24 protein-coding genes are annotated in these 24000 nt (G+C 37.2%); 16 read left to right on the top strand and 8 right to left on the bottom strand.

Annotation, left to right across the window (positions count from 1 at the left end):
- The first annotated feature begins 91 nt into the window (after positions 1 to 91).
- Complete coding sequence (gene purU / locus AC1TO4_RS10055) at positions 92 to 1000, top strand: formyltetrahydrofolate deformylase (RefSeq protein WP_482105207.1); 909 nt, start codon at positions 92 to 94, stop codon at positions 998 to 1000.
- A 119-nt stretch (positions 1001 to 1119) separates the two neighbouring features.
- Here the strand turns inward: purU and AC1TO4_RS10050 are convergent, their stop codons facing one another.
- Together AC1TO4_RS10050 and AC1TO4_RS10045 are read right to left on the bottom strand one after the other, a co-directional pair.
- Positions 1120 to 1479, bottom strand: a complete 360-nt coding sequence (locus AC1TO4_RS10050) for a hypothetical protein (RefSeq protein ID WP_482105206.1) — start codon at positions 1477 to 1479, stop codon at positions 1120 to 1122.
- A 272-nt stretch (positions 1480 to 1751) separates the two neighbouring features.
- Positions 1752 to 3368: an ABC1 kinase family protein gene (locus AC1TO4_RS10045; protein WP_482105205.1), complete on the bottom strand. Its 1617-nt coding sequence runs from the start codon at positions 3366 to 3368 to the stop codon at positions 1752 to 1754.
- Between the two features lie 143 nt (positions 3369 to 3511).
- Between AC1TO4_RS10045 and AC1TO4_RS10040 the strand changes: the two genes are divergently transcribed.
- Both AC1TO4_RS10040 and AC1TO4_RS10035 read left to right on the top strand, forming a co-directional pair.
- A complete protein-coding gene (locus AC1TO4_RS10040) occupies positions 3512 to 4501 on the top strand; it encodes a YecA family protein (protein ID WP_482105204.1) in 990 nt (329 codons plus the stop codon).
- 274 nt (positions 4502 to 4775) lie between these two features.
- Positions 4776 to 6128: an amino acid permease gene (locus AC1TO4_RS10035; protein ID WP_482105203.1), complete on the top strand. Its 1353-nt coding sequence runs from the start codon at positions 4776 to 4778 to the stop codon at positions 6126 to 6128.
- On the opposite strand, the gene AC1TO4_RS10030 is transcribed toward AC1TO4_RS10035, so the two are convergent.
- Positions 6113 to 6739 (bottom strand): LysE family transporter, encoded by a 627-nt coding sequence (locus tag AC1TO4_RS10030; RefSeq protein ID WP_482105202.1) that lies wholly within the window; start codon positions 6737 to 6739, stop codon positions 6113 to 6115. The two genes, AC1TO4_RS10035 and AC1TO4_RS10030, sit on opposite strands and share 16 nt — an antisense overlap.
- Positions 6740 to 6962: 223 nt before the next feature.
- Here AC1TO4_RS10030 and AC1TO4_RS10025 point away from each other — a divergent pair, with 223 nt between their 5' ends.
- On the top strand, positions 6963 to 7238 hold the full coding sequence (locus tag AC1TO4_RS10025; RefSeq protein ID WP_482105201.1) for a YqhV family protein: 276 nt from the start codon (positions 6963 to 6965) through the stop codon (positions 7236 to 7238).
- Between the two features lie 79 nt (positions 7239 to 7317).
- Here AC1TO4_RS10025 and AC1TO4_RS10020 read toward each other — a convergent pair whose 3' ends face one another.
- Complete coding sequence (locus tag AC1TO4_RS10020) at positions 7318 to 8550, bottom strand: MFS transporter (protein WP_482100681.1); 1233 nt, start codon at positions 8548 to 8550, stop codon at positions 7318 to 7320.
- A gap of 157 nt (positions 8551 to 8707) precedes the next feature.
- Entirely contained in the window at positions 8708 to 9337 is a 630-nt protein-coding gene (locus tag AC1TO4_RS10015; protein WP_482100680.1) for a LysE family transporter, read from the bottom strand.
- Positions 9338 to 9729: 392 nt separating this feature from the next.
- Between AC1TO4_RS10015 and AC1TO4_RS10010 the strand changes: the two genes are divergently transcribed.
- From AC1TO4_RS10010 to AC1TO4_RS09995, 4 genes are all read left to right on the top strand, one after another.
- The gene (locus AC1TO4_RS10010) at positions 9730 to 10071 is read left to right on the top strand and encodes a zinc ribbon domain-containing protein YjdM (RefSeq protein WP_482105368.1); all 342 of its coding nucleotides are present in this window, start codon (positions 9730 to 9732) and stop codon (positions 10069 to 10071) included.
- A gap of 352 nt (positions 10072 to 10423) precedes the next feature.
- A complete protein-coding gene (locus tag AC1TO4_RS10005) occupies positions 10424 to 10891 on the top strand; it encodes a GNAT family N-acetyltransferase (protein ID WP_482100678.1) in 468 nt (155 codons plus the stop codon).
- 99 nt (positions 10892 to 10990) lie between these two features.
- Positions 10991 to 11629 (top strand): O-methyltransferase, encoded by a 639-nt coding sequence (locus AC1TO4_RS10000; protein WP_482105200.1) that lies wholly within the window; start codon positions 10991 to 10993, stop codon positions 11627 to 11629.
- Positions 11630 to 11719: 90 nt separating this feature from the next.
- Entirely contained in the window at positions 11720 to 12034 is a 315-nt protein-coding gene (locus AC1TO4_RS09995; protein WP_482105199.1) for a hypothetical protein, read from the top strand.
- Between the two features lie 76 nt (positions 12035 to 12110).
- On the opposite strand, the gene AC1TO4_RS09990 is transcribed toward AC1TO4_RS09995, so the two are convergent.
- Positions 12111 to 12614 carry a phosphatase PAP2 family protein gene (locus tag AC1TO4_RS09990; protein WP_482105198.1) on the bottom strand — a complete coding sequence of 168 codons (504 nt, stop codon included), beginning with the start codon at positions 12612 to 12614 and terminating at the stop codon, positions 12111 to 12113.
- A 767-nt stretch (positions 12615 to 13381) separates the two neighbouring features.
- Entirely contained in the window at positions 13382 to 14716 is a 1335-nt protein-coding gene (glnA, locus tag AC1TO4_RS09985; RefSeq protein WP_482105197.1) for a type I glutamate--ammonia ligase, read from the bottom strand.
- Positions 14717 to 15096: 380 nt separating this feature from the next.
- Between glnA and AC1TO4_RS09980 the strand changes: the two genes are divergently transcribed.
- Both AC1TO4_RS09980 and AC1TO4_RS09975 read left to right on the top strand, forming a co-directional pair.
- Positions 15097 to 15300: a hypothetical protein gene (locus AC1TO4_RS09980; RefSeq protein ID WP_482105196.1), complete on the top strand. Its 204-nt coding sequence runs from the start codon at positions 15097 to 15099 to the stop codon at positions 15298 to 15300.
- Between the two features lie 228 nt (positions 15301 to 15528).
- Complete coding sequence (locus AC1TO4_RS09975) at positions 15529 to 15945, top strand: HEAT repeat domain-containing protein (RefSeq protein WP_482101002.1); 417 nt, start codon at positions 15529 to 15531, stop codon at positions 15943 to 15945.
- A 155-nt stretch (positions 15946 to 16100) separates the two neighbouring features.
- Here the strand turns inward: AC1TO4_RS09975 and AC1TO4_RS09970 are convergent, their stop codons facing one another.
- Positions 16101 to 16958 carry a manganese catalase family protein gene (locus tag AC1TO4_RS09970; RefSeq protein WP_482105195.1) on the bottom strand — a complete coding sequence of 286 codons (858 nt, stop codon included), beginning with the start codon at positions 16956 to 16958 and terminating at the stop codon, positions 16101 to 16103.
- Positions 16959 to 17330: 372 nt separating this feature from the next.
- Between AC1TO4_RS09970 and AC1TO4_RS09965 the strand changes: the two genes are divergently transcribed.
- The 6 genes from AC1TO4_RS09965 (at position 17331) to AC1TO4_RS09940 (ending at position 23997) form a co-directional block, all read left to right on the top strand.
- Entirely contained in the window at positions 17331 to 18161 is an 831-nt protein-coding gene (locus AC1TO4_RS09965; protein WP_482105194.1) for a transporter substrate-binding domain-containing protein, read from the top strand.
- Between the two features lie 85 nt (positions 18162 to 18246).
- Positions 18247 to 19401, top strand: a complete 1155-nt coding sequence (locus tag AC1TO4_RS09960) for a saccharopine dehydrogenase family protein (RefSeq protein WP_482105193.1) — start codon at positions 18247 to 18249, stop codon at positions 19399 to 19401.
- Between the two features lie 194 nt (positions 19402 to 19595).
- Positions 19596 to 20252, top strand: a complete 657-nt coding sequence (locus tag AC1TO4_RS09955) for an amino acid ABC transporter permease (RefSeq protein WP_482100669.1) — start codon at positions 19596 to 19598, stop codon at positions 20250 to 20252.
- A 44-nt stretch (positions 20253 to 20296) separates the two neighbouring features.
- Entirely contained in the window at positions 20297 to 21040 is a 744-nt protein-coding gene (locus AC1TO4_RS09950; RefSeq protein WP_482105367.1) for an amino acid ABC transporter ATP-binding protein, read from the top strand.
- Positions 21041 to 21309: 269 nt separating this feature from the next.
- Positions 21310 to 22086 carry an ABC transporter ATP-binding protein gene (locus tag AC1TO4_RS09945; protein WP_482105192.1) on the top strand — a complete coding sequence of 259 codons (777 nt, stop codon included), beginning with the start codon at positions 21310 to 21312 and terminating at the stop codon, positions 22084 to 22086.
- A 15-nt stretch (positions 22087 to 22101) separates the two neighbouring features.
- Complete coding sequence (locus tag AC1TO4_RS09940) at positions 22102 to 23997, top strand: AMP-binding protein (protein ID WP_482105191.1); 1896 nt, start codon at positions 22102 to 22104, stop codon at positions 23995 to 23997.
- The last annotated feature ends 3 nt before the right edge of the window (positions 23998 to 24000 follow it).

Here is a 24000-nt window from a genome sequence, read left to right as displayed (position 1 = left end):
TTATCGTAAGTTAAATAAAAATCATTGCTTAGAAGGTATGTATGAAGCATAATATACACAAAGCGAAATTAACCATAGGAGTTGTTCATAAATGTCTATTGATAAAAAATCAAAATTACAACTTAAAAGTCAGGGAAAACAATCAGAGAACAGAGGCATCCTGTTGGTGAAATGTCCGGAGAAACCGGGAATTGTCTCAATGTTGTCGACGTTTATACATAATCACGATTCCAATATTATCGAATTGAATCAATATTCAAATGACCCGGAAAACGGTACTTTTTTCATCCGGATTGAGTTTTATTGTGAAAGTCTGGTTAATAAGTCATTAGAAATGGAAAAGGATTTTGAAACGGTGGCTGCTAATTATTCTATGAACTACCATTTTGTATATGGGAATGAACGCAAACGGACAGCTATCTTTGTTTCAAAAGAGACTCACTGTTTAATGGAGCTTTTATGGGAATGGCAAAATGGTGACCTGAACACAGACATAGTTGTTGTTATTAGTAACCATGAGCATGCGCGTGGAATCGTTGAGTCATTAGGTATACCATTTAAATATATTCCCGCAAACAAAGACATTCGAAAAGAAGTTGAACAAGAACAGATTCGCCTAATGGAAGAGTATGATGTTGATTTATTGATACTTGCTCGTTATATGCAAATTCTTACGACTGATTTCGTCAGCCGTTTTGAGAATCAGATTATTAATATTCATCATTCTTTCCTTCCTGCATTTATTGGTGCACGTCCATATGAGCGTGCATACGATCGTGGTGTGAAACTAATTGGGGCGACATCCCACTATGTAACGAATGATCTTGACGAAGGTCCCATAATTGAACAAGACATTGAACGGGTAGACCACCGTGATAGCATCATTGATTTGAAGAAAATAGGTAGTCGGATTGAGCGTCGTGTTCTTGCGAAAGCTGTAAAGTGGCATCTTGAAAATCGAATTATTGTAGAAGGTAACAAAACAATAGTATTTCATTAAAAAGTGATTGCAGCTCCTTATCCCCAAAATTAAATAGACCAGTTTCAAATTTAAACACGATAATAGTTAACTTCGTGTCCAATTAGAAACTGGTCGTTTTGTTGTTTAACTAATGTAACTTATGTGCATTGGAAAGTAACGATTTGGTCTAAATCTGTACCCCAAGGAATCCAGGAAAATCCATTCCACTTATATCCAGTTGTTGCTAAATAATCGATGTATGTTGGATGATACCAAAATGAACTGCGGTTTTTGAGTTTTATAAAGGTATCGTGATATAAGCAGCCGCGCAGTGCGCCTGGGTCCACTGTAAGTACTCCACCTTTATGCTGAGGCATCGTTGATGGTGGGGGATTAGTAGGTGCTGACCCTTTTTTTGTATCTTGAATGTGTTCATCGCTTTTCGGGTAATGTGGCTGTCCAAAAGGGAGTTCTGTATTATTCGGATTTAATGGCTCGGGAATTTGATTCTCATTCAATATTGAGTTCCTCCTTTAAGTTAGCTTCGTCTTAGTATATGTGAGTAAAGAAAATTAGGAACGTCAATCATTTTATGTATGTTTACCTGCGTTTCAATTCTCCAATAATTCTGGTTTTTTAAGGCCAGCCAGGTATGTTGTAAGCGATAGGAAATTGACATTTCCCGATATTGGCCCGTAATGAATGGGAACGAAAACTGTATGCAGTGAAATCTTAATAATTTAATACATAAAAACCGTCATTAAATTAAATCAGACGGTTTTTTGTCTATTTATTTAGAACGTCTAAACACCCAGCCGGCACAGACGAAGAAAAATCCTGATGTTGCAAGTAGAGGCATTTGTTCGTCCCAGACGCTGAAAAAGACAGTTGTAAGGGACAATACTGCAATGATTCCCGCAAACATACGTGTTTGTAAACGGGTGCGCTCAATCTCTCTCCTGGAATCCCGCGTTTGCATGTATTCGCGCATGCGTGTCGGTTCATCGAGGAACGTATTTAATTTATTTGGGAGTGTTCTCAAAGGTCCAATGAGTTTGAGTGCAATACGTTTTGCATCATCTTTTGAATATGAACCGTCTCCGATTGTTTGTTTCTTCGCCCACTCCACTATTCGCGGTCTTCCAATTGCAAGTAAATCAACCTGTGGATCCAAGACATGAAGAACACCTATGAAAATTGAGACAGCTCGCCCTAAAAAAGCGAACTCTGACGGAAGCTGTACCGGTTGTGTACGGATTATTTCTTTTAAATCATCGAGTAAACGGTCAATCAAAAAACTATTCATTTCATTTAAGTCATTCGATTCATAGGCGTTTACAACACTTTCAATTGCCTCTGCCAATATGCTTCGATCCGCATTTGGTAACAAGAATTTCAAAGCTTCCAATCCATCCAATACTTGATCATACTGTTTGAAAATAATCCCTTCAACTATTTCTAATATCGAACGGGCCTCGACAGGAGTAATGTTTACTATCATCCCAAAATCGATTAAAAAGAGCGTGCCATCCTGCTGAACTAAAATATTACCGCCATGTGGGTCAGCATGGAATTGACCACCTTCAAGTATTTGCTCTAGAAACAATCGGACAAGTCGTTCCGAAAGTTCACGGAGATTGATGTCATTCTGCTCAAGAAAAGCAATATCTGTAATGCGAGCCCCTTCAATCCATTCCATAACAAGAACGCGACGCGTGGAGAATTCATCATAGTAGACGGGAAAACGAACACCCGGCATACTCGTAAAGCGTTCTGAAAAGCTTCGTCCGTTTTTCATCTCCTGCAAAAAATTTAACTCTGCGCCAATTGTATCAACCATTTCTCCATACAATAAGTTGAAATCTATTTGTTTACTGAATGAAGTGAACCTTTTTATTAACCAAATAACAATTCTCATAGCACGAAAATCGACTCGTAGAATTCGTTCGATATTTGGTCTTTGAATTTTTACGGCAACGGCAGTTCCATCTTTTAATGTGGCCTTGTATACTTCGCCTATAGAGGCCGAAGCAATAGGTCCATCAGAAAGGGTTTCGAGATACCCATCGAAGCTCGTACCCCATTCATCCTCTAGGAGTCTAATCGCTTTTTCTTTAGGAACTGGTGTCACATGATCTGTTAAACCTTCCAATTCTGCAATAAACGATTGAGGCATAATGTCAGCCCGTGTTGACAAGAATTGACCCATTTTAATCATTAAACCGCCTAGCTCTAACGCGATTTCCTTATATTCTTTCGCTTGTTTCGTTACAAGAATTTCCCACTTTTTATTAACTGAAGGCGTAAAGCGGCCCCTATATCTACTTTGAAAAGCCATGATTTGGGTGAAGAATTTCACGGACATCCAAACAATTCGGAAAATCCGGTAAAATGCTAAATGATTCATATAATTTGCCTCCCGATGTATTCCATTATAGACAGTTAAGCTTTTATCGTCCAAAATGGTAGACTTAAAAGAGGTACTTATTATTCTGGAATAGACATGTTAGACTTAAATGTATTCTTATTTAATAAAAGGACGTGTTTTTTTTGATTGGACGTAATGACCCATGCCCATGTGGCAGTGGAAAGAAGTATAAAAAGTGTTGTGAATCGAATAAAGATTTTTCAGTAAAAGAAGCGCAATCGAGCGAATTAGAAATGATTTTGCAAGCTTTTTATGAAGAATACCCTGAAAAGAAAGACTTGAATCAATTTTTGAGTCTCGTGAAAAAGTGGAGTGAACCACTTCAGCAATATATAGCGGTAGAAATGATTGAAGCGATTGTAATGGATGAATTCTTTTTTCATGAAAAACCTGATATTTGGGAAAGCTATCTAGGCAAACTACAGAAGAAAGTTATCCGACCCTCAGTACTTAAAGTTATAGAAACATGGTCCAATCCCAGAGCATTTATTGGTCAGGTAGTGAATGTGGATGAAAACTATTTATCCGTAAAAAATATATTCGGACAAGAAACAATACGTTTAAGACGTGAAAGTGAAAAACCTGTTCCCATGGATGTACATGTATACTGTTTCATTCTGCCGGACGAATCATCTATTGATAATCACTATTTGGCGATTTCAAGTTTGATATTTTTCCCGACTGACCATGATAAAGTGTTTGACGAGTTCGTACAGCAATTTGAGATGCAACATGAACATTCAATTTCCTCTTTTCTTAAGGAAAATGGAATTTCGTTTTGGAAATTGCTTGGTGAAGATGGATATGATGGAAGTGAATTTACCGATTTTGAAGTAGGTGTCATCCAGGTAGTACTTGATTTTTTAGACAATAATGAACGAGAATCCGAAAGATTATTGGATCTACTAGAGGATTACTTAGTAGAGCAGCAGCCGAATGCACGTAAAGAAGTAGCTATAGCAGCTGGAGCAATTAGATTTGGTCAGGAGAATTCATTTTTTGAACCTCTAGACATGAATATAAAACAGATTGCAGAATGGTTTAAGGTATCCACTTCTTCATTGAACAGGTATTACAATGAATTAAACGAGTATTACCAAAGCAATAAATAAACAACAGGATAGGCTGGAGGAGAGATTCTCTAGCGTCATAAATAATAAATTTATCGAAATGAGATTCTAAAATCCTGAAATAGAAATCGGCCCCATGATGCGAGTAACAATCGTATCACGGGGCTTTTTTAGTAGTGATGTTTCTTCGGGGGAACTGTGTGAGCTGAAATTTTTATAAGCTGAATCCAATGTCTCATAAGAAGTTTTTTCATCATTTCACCAGCACATAAATCGACTTTCTTGTGGGAAGCTATCTTTATATGGAGGTGTGGAAATGGGTAAAAAAACGTCAGGTGATAAGGATGAAGCGGCAAACCTTACATGGTGGCAATTATCCCTAATTGGAGTAGGTTGCATTATTGGTACAGGGTTTTTCCTAGCTTCAAGTTTTGCGATTAAAATGACGGGACCTTCTGTTATCCTAGCCTTTATAATGGCTGCAACTGCAACGTATATTGTATTTGAAGCGCTTGCGAAAATGTCTGCAAAAGATCCACAGAAGGGGTCTTTTCGGACCTATGCAAAAAAAGCATATGGACGTTGGGCAGGTTTTTGTAGTGGCTGGGTTTACTGGTGTTCCGAAATACTCATTATTGGCAGTCAGCTTACTGCGATTTCAATCTTGTCTGGGTTTTGGTTCCCTAACGTAAAATTATGGATATTCGCATCGATTTATGCAGTTTGCGGTTTAATTGTTCTCTTTATTGGTGCAAAAGCGTTTGGGAAATTAGAGAGCGTATATGCTGTAATGAAAATCGCCGCTATTTTTATGTTTATCGTGATCGCTATTTTAGCGCTGACTGGGACAATTGAAGGCGACCAAAATGCAGGAATTCCAGAAACAGTAAATGAATTCTTTCCGAACGGTTTAACAGGGTTTTGGAGCGCACTGTTATTTGCCTTTTATGCTCACGGTGGTATTGAAGTAATGGGCGTGATGGCAATTCATCTGAAAAATAAGGAAGACGCTCCTAAATCAGGGAAAGTGATGTTGGGGTTGCTTGGAGTAATATACGTTACCGCATTATCCTTAGCACTATTACTAATGCCATACGATAAGTTCAGGGAGAACAAAAGCCCATTTGTTGAAGCATTATCAGGAGTTAGCAATATCGAATTTTTCCCGCATGTGTTTACCGCAGCAATTATTATTGCCGGTTTTTCAACGATGTCTGCGTCTCTTTTTTCGGTAACCACGATACTTGTGACAATATCAGAAGACGGGGATGCCCCTAAAATATTCAGTAAACAAACAAAAAAGAAGTTCAAAATGCCGTTATTTGCAATTGCTTTAACATCAACCGGTCTTGTTCTTTCTATAGTCACATCTTTATTATTGCCTGATAAAGTATATGAATATATAACCACTGCCGCAGCATTAATGCTCCTTTATAATTGGTTTTTCATTTTAACGATGTACCACAGATTAATCGAGACCACTACTGCAGATAAGGTGAAAAGAGTGATTGGAATGATTCTTGTTTTTGGAGCTGTAAGCGGAACATTATTTCATCAAACAAGTCGGCCTGGCTTTTTTATAAGCTTAGGATTTCTCGCGGTAATTGGAATAGTTGTCTTATTGTTGCGAAAGAGATGGAAGAGAGAAGAAGCTCAAAATAGCGCATGATAAGCTTGAATACCAAAGTAAATTCCAAATCCAATCATAGCTAGTGACGAAAAGATGGAAATGACTTTCAAAAGATTGGTGGATAAAAATCTGCGGGCGCCACTTGAGATAGTTGCCATTATAGTATCCCATAAAATGATACCGACTATGATGGCTATGCTATTGATAAGTATTTGATTGCCTGTGAAATTTTTGGCCGTTTCGGCAAGGACTGAACCATAAATCCCTAGCCAAAATAAAATTGTAAGGGGATTCAAAAGTGACATGAAGAAACCTGAAAATAAGGAACGTCTGAGGCGTGTTTTTTTACCAAATCTTAAAGCTAACTCAATTTTATGCAGTGAAAGTAAACTCTCAATTCCGGTATATGTAAGAACAAAACAACCAAATGACCAAAGAATGATCTTTACGAGAGGGAATTCAATAATTTGACCAACGCCGAAGTAAACCATGATCATATACAAGACATCGGCAACTAATGCTCCAATACCAAAAACCCAAGCATGAAAAAATCCGTTCTTTATCCCCGTATCCAGCTGCGCCGCATTAACAGGTCCTACAGGCGCAGCTAAAGATACGCCTAAGAAGATATAGGCAGCTATTGAATTCAAGCAATAATCCTCCCTTAAATTGATGTCTATGCATCCTATTCGAAAGGAGTGACCTGTACAACTATTATAAAGGAGAAATTATAGTGAAGGGAAAATGGTTATTTCATACCCTCGACTTGATTTATATAAGATATTACCTTAGATATATGATTTGTATTTGTTTGAAGAATGAAATAGTTATTGGATTTGTTGCATATAGTAGATATGAATAATAGCAGGGGGTGTGGTTCCATTTATTGAAAAGGCACTTTTTATTATCATTACTTTAAGAGTTATTTCAGGAAGTATTGAGATAACAGCTGCAGCGTTAATGTTTAAATTCAATGATTTAGAAAAAGCCTTTTATATCAATACGCTACTAGCCTTAGTGGGTCCCGTAATTCTAATTGTTACGACAGGAATTGCATTACTTGGTCTCGCTGAAAAAGTGTCATTGACGAGAATAGTATGCCTTTTTTGTGGAATATTTCTTATAATTTTTAGTTTAAAATCTGAATGAGAATGCAGCAATACATGTTATTTACATATTTTAATATAAAAGGACCCAATCAGCCATAATAGCTATTAGGTCCTTATTTTTATGTTGTTTTATTTGATTTTTCAATTTCCTCGACTTTGATGAACTTAAAGACAATGAACACAAGGATAATCCCTAATACACCTGCCGTAATGTAACTGACATTGAGAAAGTTTTTCATAGCGAGTGACATAATAGGTGGACCTGCTGCTACGCCGATAAACCTTGCCGAACTATAAAAAGAAGAAACGGTTCCTCTTAACTCTTTTTTTATATTTTCTGTAATAATCGCATCAAGTGCAGGTAATAATGCACCAATCGCAATTCCAACTATACTTGTTACGATTAACAGAAGGATAAGTTTTTCGCTTGTAAACCCGACGAATATGACGCTGGCGGACATCGCAATCAAGCAAATAATCATTACTTTTTTTATCGTCTTGAGATTACCTTTAATTTTACGACCGGAAATAAAGGAGGCAATACAAAGTAGCAGAAGTGGAATGGCCAAAACGAATCCTTTTTTAATACCCTTTATATCATGAACTTTTTCAAGGTTTTCTGATAAGAAAAATAACATGCTGAACAGTATAAGCATTACAAGGACTCCATTAAGGAATACAGTATACAACCATTTACCTTCCACTTTGAATACTTTTTTTGTGTTACTTAAAAATTGCTTGAACTTTACTGGCTCATCTTTTTCTTTAGGGACTTTAACGAAGAAAAAGATGAGGGCAAAGGAAATTAAACTAAGTGCTGAGATGGAGAAGAAAGGAAGAAACCATAAAATAGCAGCAAATACTGAACCTAAGATTGGACTTAATACTTTTCCAAACGTGTTCGACGTTTCAATAATACCTAAACAAGAACTCGTTTTTTCATCATCATCCTGGTAAAGGTCACCCACGAGTGGCAAAACGATTGGCATGGCTCCAGCTGCTCCTACTCCCTGCAGAATCCGTCCCACAATAATCATTGTGTATGGGTCATTCATTTTCCATGAAGCGAATCCGGCAATCAGACCACCGATTAAAGCGAAGATTAAACTCGGCAATATCACCATTTTCCTACCAAAGCGGTCTGATAAATAACCGGCTACTGGTATTAGAAAAATTGCCGCAACTGAGTAGCTTGTAATGATCATACTTGATTGAAATGATGTGATACCAACTTTTTCTTCCAGTATCGGGAGCACTGGAATAAGCATGGAATTCCCAAGCGTCATGATGAGAGGAATTGAAGCCATGCTTACAATGCACCATACACTTACTTTATCTGCACTTTTGTCCATTACCACACCTCGATAATTCCTAATTTTGATTAGTAAAGGTATGGTTTCCTTGCCTGTGCAATTTATGCGTTTAATGTTTATCTTTTGAATTATTCAAATAACTAGGGAAGATACTATGTAAAAATTAGAAATGATTCTTATGAAATTTTAAGATGGTTTATAAAAATAACGTTTGAAAAGCCTGAATACCAAAGTATATTCCGAATCCGATCATGGATACGGATGAAATAATGGAAACAATCTTCAAAAACTTGGTGGATAATAATTTACGAGCGCCACCAGATAAAAAGGACATTATTAAATCCACAAACATAATACCAACCAAAATTGCAATGCTATTTAAAATAATTTGATATTCTGTAGAAGCACTAACTGTTTTCGCGAGGATAGAACCATAGATTCCTAGCCAAAAGAGGATGGTAAGTGGATTCAACAACGACATGAAGAAACCTGATAGTATTGATTTTCTAAGTCTGACTCTTTTTCCAAATCTTAATTTCATCTCAATTTTATTTAGTGATAGTAAATTTTCTATACCCGTATACATAAGTACAAAACAGCCGAACGACCAAAGAATTATTTTCATTAAAGGTGAATCAATAAATTGACCCACTCCAAAATATACTATGAACATATACATGATGTCGGTTGTCAAAGCACCCAGACTAAAAAACCAAGCATGAAAAAATCCACTTTTAATACCCGTATTTAATAAGACGGATTTAACAGGTCCAATTGGTGCAGCCATAGATATGCCTAAAAAGATATAGGTGAATATAGAATTCATGAATAGCCCTCCAATAAAATGATGTCCTTGCATTTTATTCAAAGACAATTACTTATAGGACTATTTAAAGGGGAAATTCTAAAGTAATGTTTGTGGTTGAATTATATCCCTTTGGATTTTTAACATGAGCTTAAGTTGCGATAGCTTCGTATATCCGATTAAAGATTTTTTAAATAGCTGATTCGCTAAGTAATTTTTTGTCAAAAAAAAGGGTCATCGTCGTAGAGTGAAGCTATGAGAAGAAATGTGTAAGCAAGCTTGTCAATATGACAAGACTGTGGCAGTATATAAGCATATAAGGCACCCCTATATATTTTTAAAATTGTTGAGAGTAAATTGCTAGCAATATAAATCTCGTTGAAGTACCTATAATGAATGGAGGAAATGAAATAATGGTAAACCTACCAAATTGCCCAAAATGTAATTCAGAATACACTTATGAAGATGGGACACTTCTCATTTGTCCAGAATGTGCTCATGAATGGTCTTTTGAATCAGAATCCGAAAATAGTGAGCCGGAAAAGATTTATAAAGACAGCAATGGAAATGTTTTATCCGATGGTGATTCTGTGACAGTGATTAAAGATCTTAAAGTAAAAGGAAGTTCATTAGTCGTTAAAAAAGGAACCAAGGTAAAAGATATACGTTTGGTAGATGAGGATCATGATATTGATTGTAAAATTGATGGAATCGGAGCTATGAAACTTAAAACTGAATTTGTTAAAAAATTATAGAAAGCTATTCATGCAAGGGCTTCAATTTCTTTCATAAGTAAGTTCAGAAAACAACACCCATTAATTCACGTATTCGTTATGTCACGAAGTACTGCAAAGGAGAGACTCCATATACTTGAGAGTCTCTTTTTTTGGTACTTAATAGGGTATTATACGAGGAATGTTACACTTTCATATGCTGGTATATGATAACTTTGTGAATCTAAGGAGAATTATGAAATAACTTGAGTTTGACCGTGAAAATGCTGATATAATGAAGTTTAACTCTTTTAAGTAATTGGTTATTTTGTTTATAACACATATGATCTATCTGAAAAGATCGTATGTTCGTTTATAGAAAGGTGTAGAATACATGAAACTTCAATTTTATAATCATGCGTTTACTGAACTCATAGAAAACTATACATTAACCGACGAACAGCTACGATTTACGGGGACACCCAAGGATGCCATTGATCTATCGAATACAGAGCAGAATCGCTATTCGATTTTAGCTGTAAAAAACGAGCAACTCGTAACGTTCTTTAGCCTACATAAAGGTGAAGGGGTCAAGCCTTTTTCACCGAATGACAATGCAATATTAATTAGAAGTTTTTCAACGGATTTTCATCAACAAGGTAAAGGTTATGGGAAGAATGCTTTAATGCTTTTACCAGAGTTTGTTAGAAGTAATTTTAAAGATATTGATGAGATTGTACTAGCTGTAAATGTTAAAAATGAGAAAGCCCAGGCTTTGTATAAAAAATGTGGCTATATTGATGAAGGCGTACGAGAGATGGGGAGGAGCGGAGAACTTATTGTGATGAGTTACCACTTGTAAGAAAAGAATTAATTTTTCGATTAGCAAAGCAACTAATTGAGACGAAGGAAAAATTAATGAAATAGTCGGTAGATCATAATGAGAAAGGAATTGAAGAGGATGAAACAAGTTAACAGTTATATCGATACGGTTTTTACGAAGCAAGATGCTCTTTTGCAGGATGTGATTTCTTCTATTGAAGAAAACGGTATGCCTGCCATATCGGTATCCCCTTCTTCTGGCAAGCTGCTAACGATGCTAATCTCTATTTCAGGTGCTAAGAATATACTTGAAATTGGTGCACTTGGCGGCTATAGCGGAATTTGCCTTGCTAGAGGATTTGGAAGTGAAGGGAAACTAACCTCCCTTGAATTGGAAGAGGATTATGCAAATTTGGCCTCCAGTAATCTAGCTAAAGCTGGCTTTGGCGACCAAGTCTCCTATATGACAGGCGCTGCTTTGCATAACTTAGAGAAACTTGTCGACAATCATCAGCGATTTGATTTTTTCTTTATTGATGCAGATAAAGAAAACTATGAAAATTACTTGGAATATTGCATTCAGCTTGCAGATTCAGGTGCTTTAATCGTTATGGATAATGTGCTTGCTGGTGGTAGTGTAGTGGATCAAAGTGCAAAACCTAAACGCTATACCGAAATAATGAAGAAATTTAATGAAGCCGTAGCCAACCATCCTCAATTAGAATCGCTTCTTGTTCCAATCGGTGATGGACTGACGCTTTCAATAGTAAAGAAGTAATTGGAGAATGCCTTATTCTAATTTGTTCGAAAGCATCTGATTGAGGATGGAATCTTTATTTTTGACACGAGAAATCCGATATTCCACGAGTTGGGAGCTGTTGGTGAGTACGAGCAAAAGTATATTGATAAATATGGAAATCGGATCATTGAATTCCACCGTGATGAATATGATTCGATGACACAAATATTGCATTGTTATACTAATCGGCAAATTCAACAGGGAGACACTTTAATTGCTAAAGAGCAAGATGGTATTTCCTTGCGCTATTCATTTCCACTTGAAATGGAAAGAGTACTTAAGGATAATGGATTTGAGATCATTCAAGTATTCGGTGATTGGGATAAAAATGAGCTCAATGCAAAAAGTGTTTCTATGGTGTATGTATGTAAAGTTATAAAATAAAAGTAGCCAAGTTCTGAAATCACTCAGAACTTGGCTTTTCTTTAGACGGCGGATAAAACAAAGCTTAAGCATACAGCTATTTTGTATATGTTCGCTCAGAAACCTTTCTATGAATGAACTGAAAACACCAAATCGCACCAATCAGCCAAAAACTACCCACAAAAAAGCCTGCAATTACATCACTAGGGTAATGAACGCCTAAATATATGCGGCTAATTCCAATCAATAGAACCATGATTGTACTAAGGATGACTAAGAGCGTTCGGCCCCAATTTGAGGGAATACGAGACCATAGTAGGAATGAAATGATTCCATATAACGTTATGGCATTCATCGCATGGCCGCTTGGGAAACTGTACCCACCAATTTCAATAAGTTGATGCAATTCTGGGCGAGGCCTTTGAAATATTTGTTTTAACGCTTGAAAAATATAGTGAGAACCAATTATAACTACAGTAAACAATATAAGTTCAGATCGATATTTGAAAAAGAAGAAAAGGTCTATTATTGTAATCAGTGCAAGAACTTTAACTGAAGAACCCGACCCTATAAAAGAGAAAAATTTCATTATCGTGGTCAAACGTTCAGACTCCAGGCTATGAATAAAAGAGATGATTACATTGTCAAACTGAAAAATTTGATTTACTTTGACTAGGAAAGCTAGGAACCCAAAACCAAAGAGAGTTATTAGAAGGACAAGTACTACGAATAGAGTATTTAACCTAGTTTCCACTTGCAAAATCACCTCAATATAATACATATGCATTAATAGACAGACTAAAGAATGACCTTCCTTTAGTTTGACAGGCCAAGGTATTTTGTTTTTCCGCTCTCAGGTCAATTTTTATTGTTGGAACTGCTTATTACAATACCGCTAAATACACTTGCCTCATGCGGTCTTTTTAATATATCCTATTGCTTACGTAAGTATACCAAGCAAAAATCGTGATCAATTTTCCGACGGATGAAAAGTTAGAATTACTTTTAACACAGATTCGGCGGTAGTTGTTGGATGATTATCGTCATTTTTTTAGTAGTACTCGCCTAAATGCTGCGATGAAAGTGTTATATAGGTATGAATGACTTCATATTAGGATGAAATCGTTTTTTGTAGCCAAGCTTCATAGAAGTTTTGTTTAGTTACCAAGAAACATTGTCCGTCATCAATGGAGTAACCCGATTCAGAGCTACTGGGGAATATCCTACTGGCAAAACTAGACATAGCCCTTGATAACTCCTACCTGAGTTATCAAGGGCTCAAAAGTCTGTTATCTTGTTAAGGGAATTTTTTTCATCAATCTAAATTGAGCTATTGTATAGCAAAGGTTACATACCAACTTGAATTTATCAGTATATCTTCATATAACGTTCAACTTCCCAAGGATGCACAGTAATTCGGTAACTTTCCCATTCCAATTTCTTCTCTGCCATAAAGTTTGTGAAAATATGCTTGCCAAGAGCTTCTTGGATAATTTCATCTTTACCAAGTGCGATGAGTGCGTGATCAAGGTCAGTTGGTAAGGTACCGATTCCTAATTCTTGAAGCTCGGAATATTGCATTTCATAAATATTACGATCAACGGGCTTCGGTGTCTCAAGTTTACGTTTGATGCCGTCTAAGCCAGATTTTAAAATAGCCGCCATTGCAAGATATGGATTTGCTGCCGAGTCAACGGAACGGACTTCGATTCGAGTGCTTATGCCCCGGGAAGCAGGGATTCGGATAAGCGGACTGCGGTTTTGAGCGGACCAGGCGATGTAGCATGGTGCTTCGTAGCCAGGTACAAGTCGTTTGTAGGAGTTAACTGTCGGATTTGTCACTGCTGTAAAACCAGGAGCATGCTCAAGAACCCCAGCCATGAACTGATATGCTATTGTGCTCAATTGTAATTCACCATTTTCGTCAATAAAAGCATTTTTACCATCTTTAAATAGGGAAACATTGCAATGCATACCCGATCCGCTGACGCCGAATAGAGGTTTTGGCATGAAGGTTGCGTGTAAACCATGCTTTCGTGCAATCGTTTTGACTACGAGTTTGAATGTTTGGATATTGTCGCAAGCGTTTAGTACATCCGCATATTTGAAGTCGATTTCGTGTTGTCCTGGTGCACACTCATGGTGGGATGCTTCAATTTCGAAACCCATTTCCTCTAGCTCCAAAACGATGTCGCGTCGACAGTTTTCTCCAAGGTCCATTGGGGCAAGGTCGAAATAACCGCCGTTATCGTTTAGTTCCATTGTTGGTTGCATGTTCTCATCAAGCTTGAATAAGAAAAATTCTGGTTCAGGTCCGAGGTTGAAATCTGTGAATCCGAGCTCTTTCATCTCTTTTAATACACGTTTTAAATTGCCACGAGGATCACCTGTAAACGGAGAACCGCTAGCAAGAGAGATATCACAGATCAACCGTGCAACTCTGCCTTTACCTGAAGGCCAAGGGAATACCATCCACGTGTTAAGATCCGGTATGAGGTACATATCCGATTCCTCGATTCGTACAAATCCTTCGATTGAAGAGCCGTCGAACATCATCTTATTATCTAGTGCTTTTTCGAGCTGGCTGATGGGAATTTCCACATTTTTGATCATTCCTAAAATGTCGGTGAACTGAAGTCGAACGAAATTCACATTTTCTTCTCCTACAAATTTGCGAATATCTTCTTTTGTATAATTCCTCATCATGCCACTCTCCTTAAGTATCGTTAATTACGGATTACTCCATAACATTTTTCTATAATATAGCAAAAAGTTTCCATTAACAAGAAATTTTTTCAGTGACATCATTCCATGAAAAAGGCCAACGTTAAATGAGCTATTATTCAAAATCATATTTACCAAGCGTTTTTTTGTTTGCTCTCTATTATTAAAATAAAGGATCGACTTGCGCGAGGCAGTGCTAATGCGCCTACGCTCAATTTAATATATATATTCAATACTTCGTCTTATACAAGCTTTGCGAGTTATCAATTATATTAATTAAAACTTCCAGTAGTAGTGGAGTTTCGGGTATAATAGAAAGAAGTAAAAATACCATCATTCGATATAAAGGGGGATTTCTTATGACTGAAAATCATGAAACAAACGAGCAAGATGCTCCAAAGAAAAAAATCAGCTTAAAAGAAGCGATGCAAAAACAATTAGAAGCAAAGAAGAATCAAACCGCCGATAACAATAAAAAAGGTAATTCGATTCAAACTGCAAAAAAAATGCAAAGCCAACAAGCGAAAAAAGTTAGTAGCGCACGCAGAAAAATGGGTTCTTAATAATGAAACGCAAACCATCGGCTACCTTGGTTTGCGTTTTTTCAATACAATACTACAGTTACGTACCATGGGCTAAAACTCTAAACATGAATGTGTAAAAAGGGTATGTGTTTCTACAGATAATGGTACAATACATATTGAAGGATTATCATACGATATCCCCTTGCATAAACAGGATATTGAAACAGAAGGAGATTGGATTACTTGAATAATGGTATAAAAAACGAAATGCCTCCAAACTATGATGAATTAAGGAAGGCAGTAAACAGGACGTCGAATTGGAGAGTCCGTTTAGATGCTATCGAAGAATTGGGACAGTGGAAACATAAAAGGACTATCGATGTACTGCTGCATAGAATGAACAACGATGCCGTCTATAAAGTGGTAGAAGCGGCTTACCGTAATCTTGTGAAGTTTGGCGAAGATGTGCAGCTACCGCCAAGAAATAAATTTGAGTTAATTAAAGATGCTAATAAAGTCTTTTTCAGAATTAAGAAAAGTTTGCCGGCAGGCCATACGTACGAAGAGTACAAAGAAAAGTTAAAGAATATGAGACTTGATTTGTATGACACGTATGAAGGGGATAAGGGTGCAGAGTTTGATGAATGGCTCCAAAACACCTGGGAGACGACAAAGGGGAAATAGATTGTAGGATGGGCAATTAGAGAAGGTAGACAAGTCGGGCAACGGAAATGGCAAACAGATTATTACAAGGCAAGCGATGACAAACCTTTGTTTTATGAGGTTAGTTATACGAATAAATAAAAAATCAGTCCCGTGTATTAAGGGACTGATTTTTTTTAGTTGCTCATGTCCTGTATACCTGGACTATGTTCATTTGGCATGTCAGGCATTAAAGGAACCGGAAACCCTTTTGGAGGATCCGTTACTGAAAGTGTTCCATTGTTCCTGCTAGGAGATTGACCTTGGAATATTTCACCGATTCGGGTAGGGTCTAATCTAAAATTGAACTGTGCATTATGGTACCCCATCTCAACAAACTTTCTACATTCAGGATACTTATTTATATCATAGTTCGGTACAGGAAAGAGTTTGCCCCAATCCACACCCAATGTCTCTAACGCTTTAGCAAAAGCGTTTTGGTGCGCATTATCTCGTACGATGAGAAAAGCAAGCGTCTCTCGAAAAGTTTTATTAGAACTCATTTCGTAAATACGTGTCTTTTGAAGTACGCCAGTTGATTCAAGAACCAAGTTGTCAAGTAAATCAGCTATAAGATTTCCATGTGAATATACCCAAGAGCCATTCCAAGGGTTACCAGCAGCGTCAACAGGCAAAGAAGCTTGCGCCCCAACAATATAATGATGGGGGTTCGCGTGCCTAACAGCATCATCGAGAGGAGCATGATCGACGCCTGCATCCCCTGGAACCGCAGATTCTCCTGTATCATTTAATAACTGGTTAATTGTATTTTGCACGAGCTCTACATGTGCGATTTCTTCTAAGAAAACCCCTCGTAGCAAATCTCGATATTGAGTATCTTTACCCCTGAAATTAGAGCTTTGGAAAAAATATTGCATCATAGTTCTCATTTCTCCATAATGGCCACCCAGAATTTCTTGCAACACTCTTGCGGCTTCTGGATCTGGTTCATCAGGGGTGATTATATTAATGAGCTCTTCTTTGTAGTAATACAAATTTATTCAATCCTTTCAAATTATAATAAAGATTAGAATGCCACTGATAATAAAAATCATACATTCATATAGAGGTTCATTTCCGTTAGTATCCGACATTCGAAGGATGCATAATCTGCCTGGTCTATAAATACGTTAAAGGCACAGGATGGGAAGCTCCCAACAGTTATGCGGCAGTTTTAAATCAAACAGATAATAAAAATGCGATGCTCATATAGTCATTTCTTCTTTTAGTTGACTGAATCTTCATATAAGTCAATTGACCTCTGGTAACATTTGTTTTATAATGAAGGAATAGGAATAAAGTCAGATACGTAGAATAGTTGTATAGTAGCTGTTTGTATTTCTGTGATTTTAAAAGGGGGATATGAGATGAAGAGGAATATTATTTTGACGATTATCACCATTTTTATGATTACTATAATTGCAGGTTGCGGTTCAAATGAAGTGAAAAGCGAGAATACAGATGAAAATAAAGGTAAGGAAAGCGGCACTAAAAGCGTGATGGATCGCATTGAAAAATCCAATACATTGCATGTTGCTTTCGAAGGAACATATCCACCTTTTAACTTTTTAGATGACAAAGATGAGTTCCAGGGATTTGACGTTGATATTTCCAACGAAATCGCGAGAAAGTTAGGTGTTGAGGCAAAATTCATCGCAACAAAGTGGGATGGGTTAATTGGAGGTCTGAAGGCCGATAAATTCGACATTATCATTGGACAGATGACCGTTACTGAGGAACGTAAAAAAAGCGTTGATTTTACTGACCCTTATGTAATAACCGGATCTGTATTGGTTACCCGTGAAGAAACAGATGGTATTACGGAACTTGAAGATATTTCAGGAAAAAAAGTCGGTGTTGGGGGCGGAACTACATTTGAAGAGGTTGCGAATAGTGTAGATGGGGCCGATGTAAAGTTATACAAAGCTGTCAGTGACTACATTCAGGATTTGACGAACAAACGATTGGATGTCATTATAAACGACCAGTTATTAATGAGCTACAATATTAAAGAGAATAATCTTCCTTTAAAAATAACTAGTGGAATATTAAATAAAGACGAAATTGGAATGGCTGTCAATAAAGGAAATGAAGACTTTATTTCAAAAGTCAATGAAGCCCTGAGTGAAATGAAAGAAGATGGTACTTATAATGAAATATACAAAAAATGGTTCGGGACAGAACCTTTAGAAAAATAAGCGTACGCATAGAGTGATCAATAAGGATTATTGATCACTCTATGTTTTCTTTATCCTGCAACCGTAGATAAGGGAGGTATGTAAATTGCATATTATCATATTAGGAACGGGAATGATTGGAACTACAGTGGTCAGTGAAATCGCTAAGTTTTCCGAAGTAGATAAAGTTACAGCAGTTGATGGAAGACAAGATAGCATTGAGAAGTGTCTGGAAAATGCAAATAGTCCAAAAGTAAATGGGGTAGTAGCACCGTTGGAAACAGAAGAGGATATTTTCAATATCCTAAAAGGTGCCGATATAGCAGTAGCTTGTCTACCACATTCCTTAAGTTTAATAGCAGTGAAGGCAGCTATAAGAGCAAAATGCCACCTTGTAGATCTTGTCGGTTCAGACTTCATTGAAAAAATAGCATTACATGATGAGGCGCAAGAAGCAGGTGTTATTATCATTCCCGGGTGCGGTGTTGCACCAGGTATAACAAACTTTTTAGCGGCACAAGGTATAGAATTGCTGGATGAAGCTGACGAAGCAATTATGACTTGTGGTGGTATTCCAAGGTATCCTGTTCCACCTCTGTGGTATCAAGTAGTTTTCCGTTTAGAAAGTGTACTTGGTTTATACACAAAACCCGCGATGGCTGTAAAGGACGGAAAGCTTATAAAATTGCCCCCTTTATCGGGACTTGAAGAAGTTATTTTTTCAGACCCGGTAGGTGTTTGTGAAACGGTTATCACAGATGCACATAGCACAGCATTTGTGCTAAAGGAAAAAGTTAAAAATCTATATGAAAAAACAGCCCGCTATCCTGGTCATTGGGGGAAAATGGGCGTTTTAAGTGAATTGGGATTTTTAGACACAGAAGAAATATCCATAGAAGGAACAGTAACTACTCCACGAGCAGTTGCGGAAAAAATTCTTACAGCTAAAATGGTATCTGACTCAAATGAAGATATAACAATTGTGAGGGTAGAGGTCAGTGGGGTCAAAGATGGAAAATCTAAAAAGTATACATGGGAAATGATTGATCTTTTTGACCATGAACGGAATATTACATCGATGGCAAAAACGACTGCTCTTCCAGCAGCTCTTGTAGCTAAGTGGATTGCGTTAAAAATAATACCAGAGACAGGCGTAGTACCGATTGAAAATTTAATTATTAGGGATAGATTTCAGCCGTTTATAGATGAGTTGAATAGTGTTGGAATTGAAATTGAATGTAAGGAAGAAACAATAATGTAACTATATATCTTGAACAAATGTATACAGAGTAAGTGACTTACATGGGGGAGTCGGAGCAGTGAGGTTAGCGTCGATGCCTGCTTGGCTTTTTTGCCGCAGGCATCCCCTAGCGCTACAGCAGGTTCAATGGGATTCTTTATTTCATTATATATATATTAACTTATCAGATTAATTGTCAGACAGGAGGGGGATTTATGGACGCCGCAATTATTATTGATTCTTTGCCATCTCTGCTAAAAGCGACATTAATGACTATTCTCTTGGCGGCAATATCAATTGTTATCGCACTCATTATTGGGTTTTTCACTGCAATCATACGAATTGTAAAAGTTAGGATTTTGAATGGAATAGCAAGCACTTACATTTCCATCATAAGAGGAACACCGCTGTTGGTACAAATATTCGTTATTTACTATGGTTTGCCTCAAATAGGAATTACCCTAGACCCAATATCTTCCGGGATATTGGCTTTAAGTTTAAACGCTGGGGCTTACTTGTCTGAGTCTTTCCGGGCATCCATACTTGCCGTTGATAATGGGCAGATGGAGGCAGCTATGTCCATGGGAATGACTTATTCACAGGCATTAAAAAGAATAATATTACCACAGAGTATGCGTATAGCAATACCGACTTTGTCAAATACATTTATCGTGCTCATTAAGGATACATCACTGGTTTCAGTCATAACGGTAACAGAACTATTACAAATGTCGAGTTTAATAATAGCTAAAACGTTTGAGCCATTAACAATCTATTTAACGGCCGCAGCAATTTATTGGGTATTAATCACTTTCTTTACAACACTTTTAAATAGACTTGAAATTAAGACTTCTAAATACTTGGTTCGGTAAAAAATAGAATTGAAAATATGAATGTGGGGTGGTAAACCATGAGTATTATTCAAATTACTAATTTGAAAAAGAGCTTTGGATTAAATGAAGTATTGCAAGGAATCGATTTGACAATTGAAAAGAGCGAAGTGGTCGTACTAATGGGTCCGAGCGGTTCTGGAAAATCAACTTTGCTACGGTGTCTCACCTTTTTAGAAGAACCTACAGTTGGTGTTATTCAAATTGGTGAATTTCAAGTGCTTGCAGGCGGGAAATTAGAACGTAAACGAAAAAAAAACATTCGAGAGTTAAGAAAAAAGACTGGATTTGTCTTCCAATCGTTTAATCTGTTTCCCCATAAAACTGCAATTGAAAATGTCATGGAAGGGCCTATTGTCATTCATGGAACTAAACGAAATGAAGCAAAAAAGTTGGCTGAAGCCCTTCTAATAAAAGTTGGACTGGGTGATCGTTGCAACCACTATCCAGCGCAACTTTCGGGCGGACAACAGCAAAGAGTAGCAATTGCCAGGTCGCTCGCTTTAAATCCGCTTGTCATGCTATTTGACGAACCCACCTCCGCTCTTGACCCCGAGCTTGTACGAGAGGTACTGCAAGTAATTAAAGATCTGGCTTCTGAAGGAATGACAATGGTGATTGTGACACATGAAATGAATTTTGCCAAAGATGTAGCTGACAGGGTTGTATTTATGGATGATGGTTTAATTATTGAACAAGGAACATCCACAGAAATATTTCAAATGCCTAAAGAGGAAAGAACGAGAAAGTTCTTGTTGAATGTCGAATAACTATAAGGACATCTTTTATGACAATATGGTCGTAATAGGTGTTTTTTTGTCGTTGTAATCAAATTCGAACCTTCCATTCATAAAGTATTCGACATAATATTAAATTCTGTTGAAACAATGCCGTATTAAGGAGGTATACCATTTAATAAAAGTGTTATAAATTGCGTGTCTGAAAAGTGTGAAAATTGTATTGACAACTCTATTGATCATAAAGTATTATTCTTGTTAACGCTTACAAAACATTTACAAATGTAATAAAGGGGGGCTTCATGCTGGGACCTATACTGGAAATAGAAAATGTGTCTTTACAATTTGGTGGGGTAAAAGCTTTGGATAATGTCAGTTATCATATCGAAAAAGGAGAAATTTTTTCGCTTATAGGGCCGAATGGTGCAGGGAAAACGAGCATGCTAAACTGCATAAGTGGCTTATATCAACCAACTAACGGTTCAATACGATTTAATGGTCAAGAAATTGTAAATATGAAACCATATAATCGGACAACGCTGGGAATCGCCCGTGCTTTTCAGAATATAGCGTTATTTGCCCATATGTCCGTTCTCGATAATTTGAAGCTCGGCCGTCATACGTTAATGAGTTCTGGTGCGATAAGTGGTGGATTATATTTCGGGAAATCTTCCAACGAAGAAATTGAACATCGAAAAAAAGTTGAGGAAGTCATTGAGTTTTTAGAGCTTCAAGACATCCGGCATACGCCGGTTGGTACACTTCCATATGGTTTGCAAAAACGTGTCGAGGTTGGCAGGGCATTGGCACTGGGGCCAGAATTAATACTATTGGATGAACCAATGGCGGGGATGAATAATTCAGAAAAAGATTTGATGGCACGTTTCATTTTAGATATGCATGAGGTTATGGAAATAACCGTGGTATTAATAGAACATGATCTGAGTATCGTTATGAATTTATCTGACCATATCGCAGTATTAGATTTCGGGAAACGGATTGGTTTTGGAACTCCGGAAGAAATACAAAGAAATCCGGATGTTATCAAAGCCTATATCGGGGAAGAAACAGTTATTTAGAAGGGGGACCAAGCGATGAAATCAGAAATAACGTTACCTAATCTTTTAGCTAAACAGGCTTTAAAGGCAGAAAATGAAGTTGCTTTAAGGCAAAAACATCTAGGTATTTGGAATGAAATTACTTGGGGTCACTATTTTGAAAAAGTAGAGCAACTTGCAATTGGCTTATATGAAAAGTATGATTTCAAACGCGGCGAAAAACTAGCTATTATAGGAGAGAATAGACCCCAATGGCTTTATTCACAAATGGCAGCCCAAGTGTTAGGCGGTATTTCGGTTGGGATTTACCAGGAATCACTACCCGAACAGATTGTTTATTATTTAAACGATTGCAAAGCACGTATCGTTGTTGTTGAAGATCAAGAACAAGTCGATAAGTTACTTGAAATTGAACCACTGATACCGCTTGTAGAACATATCATTTTTTATAATAATCAAGGAATGAGACATTACAAACATCCAAAGTTAATAGACTTTGAGGATCTGTTGGTGACTGGTCAATCACTTAAAAAAGACAGAACTAATTTTTATCGCAATCAAACTGAGCGTTCGCTCGGGACAGATCATGCGATTATTGCATACAGCGCAGCAACAACCGGTAACCCAAAAGGTGTAGTACTGACACATAACAATTTAGTCGAAGCGGCGAAAAGCCTCATCTTGGTTGATAAAATGAGCAAGAAAGATGATTACTTTTCATTTTTACCACTTTCCTGGATTCATGAGCAGGAGTTAAGCATCGTAATACCTTTAACAACTGGAACAGTCGTTAATTTTCCCGAAAAGCCCCATACCGTTGTAGGTGATTTACGCGAGATTGGACCCCAAACACTTTTAGCGCCACCAAGAGTCTATCAAACGTTAATGTCAAATTTTACGTTACGTATTGAAGGGGCCAGTTGGTTAAAGAAAAAGGTCTTTACTATATTCAAGAAATACGGTGACAAAATGGCACAAGCGAGCCTTAATAAACAGCAAATGCCAATAGGCGATAAGTTAATGTACAAACTTGGCGATTGGTTTGTTTTTAGTGCGATTCGTGATCATCTTGGTTTATCTAGAACAAGAAGGGCATACGTGGCGGGGGCTGCACTTCAAACAGAAGCCTTTCTATTTTTTCATAGCATCGGAGTAAACTTGAAGCAGACATATGGTGGTACGGAGCTCGCGGGAATTGCATTTGTTCAGCGTGATGACGATATAAAAGCTGACAGTTCCGGTGTTCCACTTCCAAATACTGAAGTTAAAATTGGAGAAAATGGTGCTGTTTTTGTAAAAAATGCTGCTATCTTCGCAGAATACCTGAATGAAGAAGATCGTAAGTTAGTGGTAGATGGCTGGATTACGCTCGGTGATTGTGGACGCATAGATGAAGATGGACATCTGCATATTCTTGATCGACAAGAAGACATTATTACCACGCAAAAAGGAGAGCTTATTTATCCCAGAATATTAGAAAATAAATTGAAATCAAGTCCATTTATTCAAGAGGCTGTATGCTTTGGTAAAGATAGGCCATATATGACAGCTATTCTAAACATTGATTTAAAAAGTGTCGGTCATTGGGCGGATAAAAACCGTGTCGTTTACACTGAGTACTCAGATCTTTCAAGACATCCTCAAGTTGTAGATCTCATAGAAAAGCAAGTCACTGAATTAATGAATCTTGTTCCGTCGTATGCAAGAGTAAAGAAGTTTTCTATATTACACAAGCAGTTTTCTGGGGATGAAGGGGAACTTACACGAACACTAAAAGTAAGAAGAAAATTCATTGAAGAAAAATATCAGATGCTTATTGATGGAATGTATTCTGATACTCACGAAGTGGTAATTACCGCTTCGGAATTAGAATCTGTTGAGGAGATCAGTTTACAGGTCATTCAGTTAAAAATTAAGCAGGAGGTGGCATAAAAT

The sequence above is a fragment of the Sporosarcina sp. Y838 genome (genome assembly GCF_056786515.1).
This window is presented reverse-complemented; position numbering and strand designations above follow the sequence as displayed.

What these genes read in the sequence shown, in the direction of transcription:
- purU (WP_482105207.1), top strand. Translation starts at nt 92, where the DNA reads ATGTCTATTGATAAAAAATCAAAATTACAACTTAAAAGTCAGGGAAAA.
- AC1TO4_RS10045 (WP_482105205.1), bottom strand. Translation starts at nt 3,368, where the DNA reads ATGAATCATTTAGCATTTTACCGGATTTTCCGAATTGTTTGGATGTCC.
- AC1TO4_RS10035 (WP_482105203.1), top strand. Translation starts at nt 4,776, where the DNA reads ATGGGTAAAAAAACGTCAGGTGATAAGGATGAAGCGGCAAACCTTACA.
- AC1TO4_RS10020 (WP_482100681.1), bottom strand. Translation starts at nt 8,550, where the DNA reads ATGGACAAAAGTGCAGATAAAGTAAGTGTATGGTGCATTGTAAGCATG.
- AC1TO4_RS10015 (WP_482100680.1), bottom strand. Translation starts at nt 9,337, where the DNA reads ATGAATTCTATATTCACCTATATCTTTTTAGGCATATCTATGGCTGCA.
- AC1TO4_RS10010 (WP_482105368.1), top strand. Translation starts at nt 9,730, where the DNA reads ATGGTAAACCTACCAAATTGCCCAAAATGTAATTCAGAATACACTTAT.
- AC1TO4_RS10005 (WP_482100678.1), top strand. Translation starts at nt 10,424, where the DNA reads ATGAAACTTCAATTTTATAATCATGCGTTTACTGAACTCATAGAAAAC.
- AC1TO4_RS10000 (WP_482105200.1), top strand. Translation starts at nt 10,991, where the DNA reads ATGAAACAAGTTAACAGTTATATCGATACGGTTTTTACGAAGCAAGAT.
- glnA (WP_482105197.1), bottom strand. Translation starts at nt 14,716, where the DNA reads ATGAGGAATTATACAAAAGAAGATATTCGCAAATTTGTAGGAGAAGAA.
- AC1TO4_RS09980 (WP_482105196.1), top strand. Translation starts at nt 15,097, where the DNA reads ATGACTGAAAATCATGAAACAAACGAGCAAGATGCTCCAAAGAAAAAA.
- AC1TO4_RS09975 (WP_482101002.1), top strand. Translation starts at nt 15,529, where the DNA reads ATGCCTCCAAACTATGATGAATTAAGGAAGGCAGTAAACAGGACGTCG.
- AC1TO4_RS09965 (WP_482105194.1), top strand. Translation starts at nt 17,331, where the DNA reads ATGAAGAGGAATATTATTTTGACGATTATCACCATTTTTATGATTACT.
- AC1TO4_RS09955 (WP_482100669.1), top strand. Translation starts at nt 19,596, where the DNA reads ATGGACGCCGCAATTATTATTGATTCTTTGCCATCTCTGCTAAAAGCG.
- AC1TO4_RS09945 (WP_482105192.1), top strand. Translation starts at nt 21,310, where the DNA reads ATGCTGGGACCTATACTGGAAATAGAAAATGTGTCTTTACAATTTGGT.
- AC1TO4_RS09940 (WP_482105191.1), top strand. Translation starts at nt 22,102, where the DNA reads ATGAAATCAGAAATAACGTTACCTAATCTTTTAGCTAAACAGGCTTTA.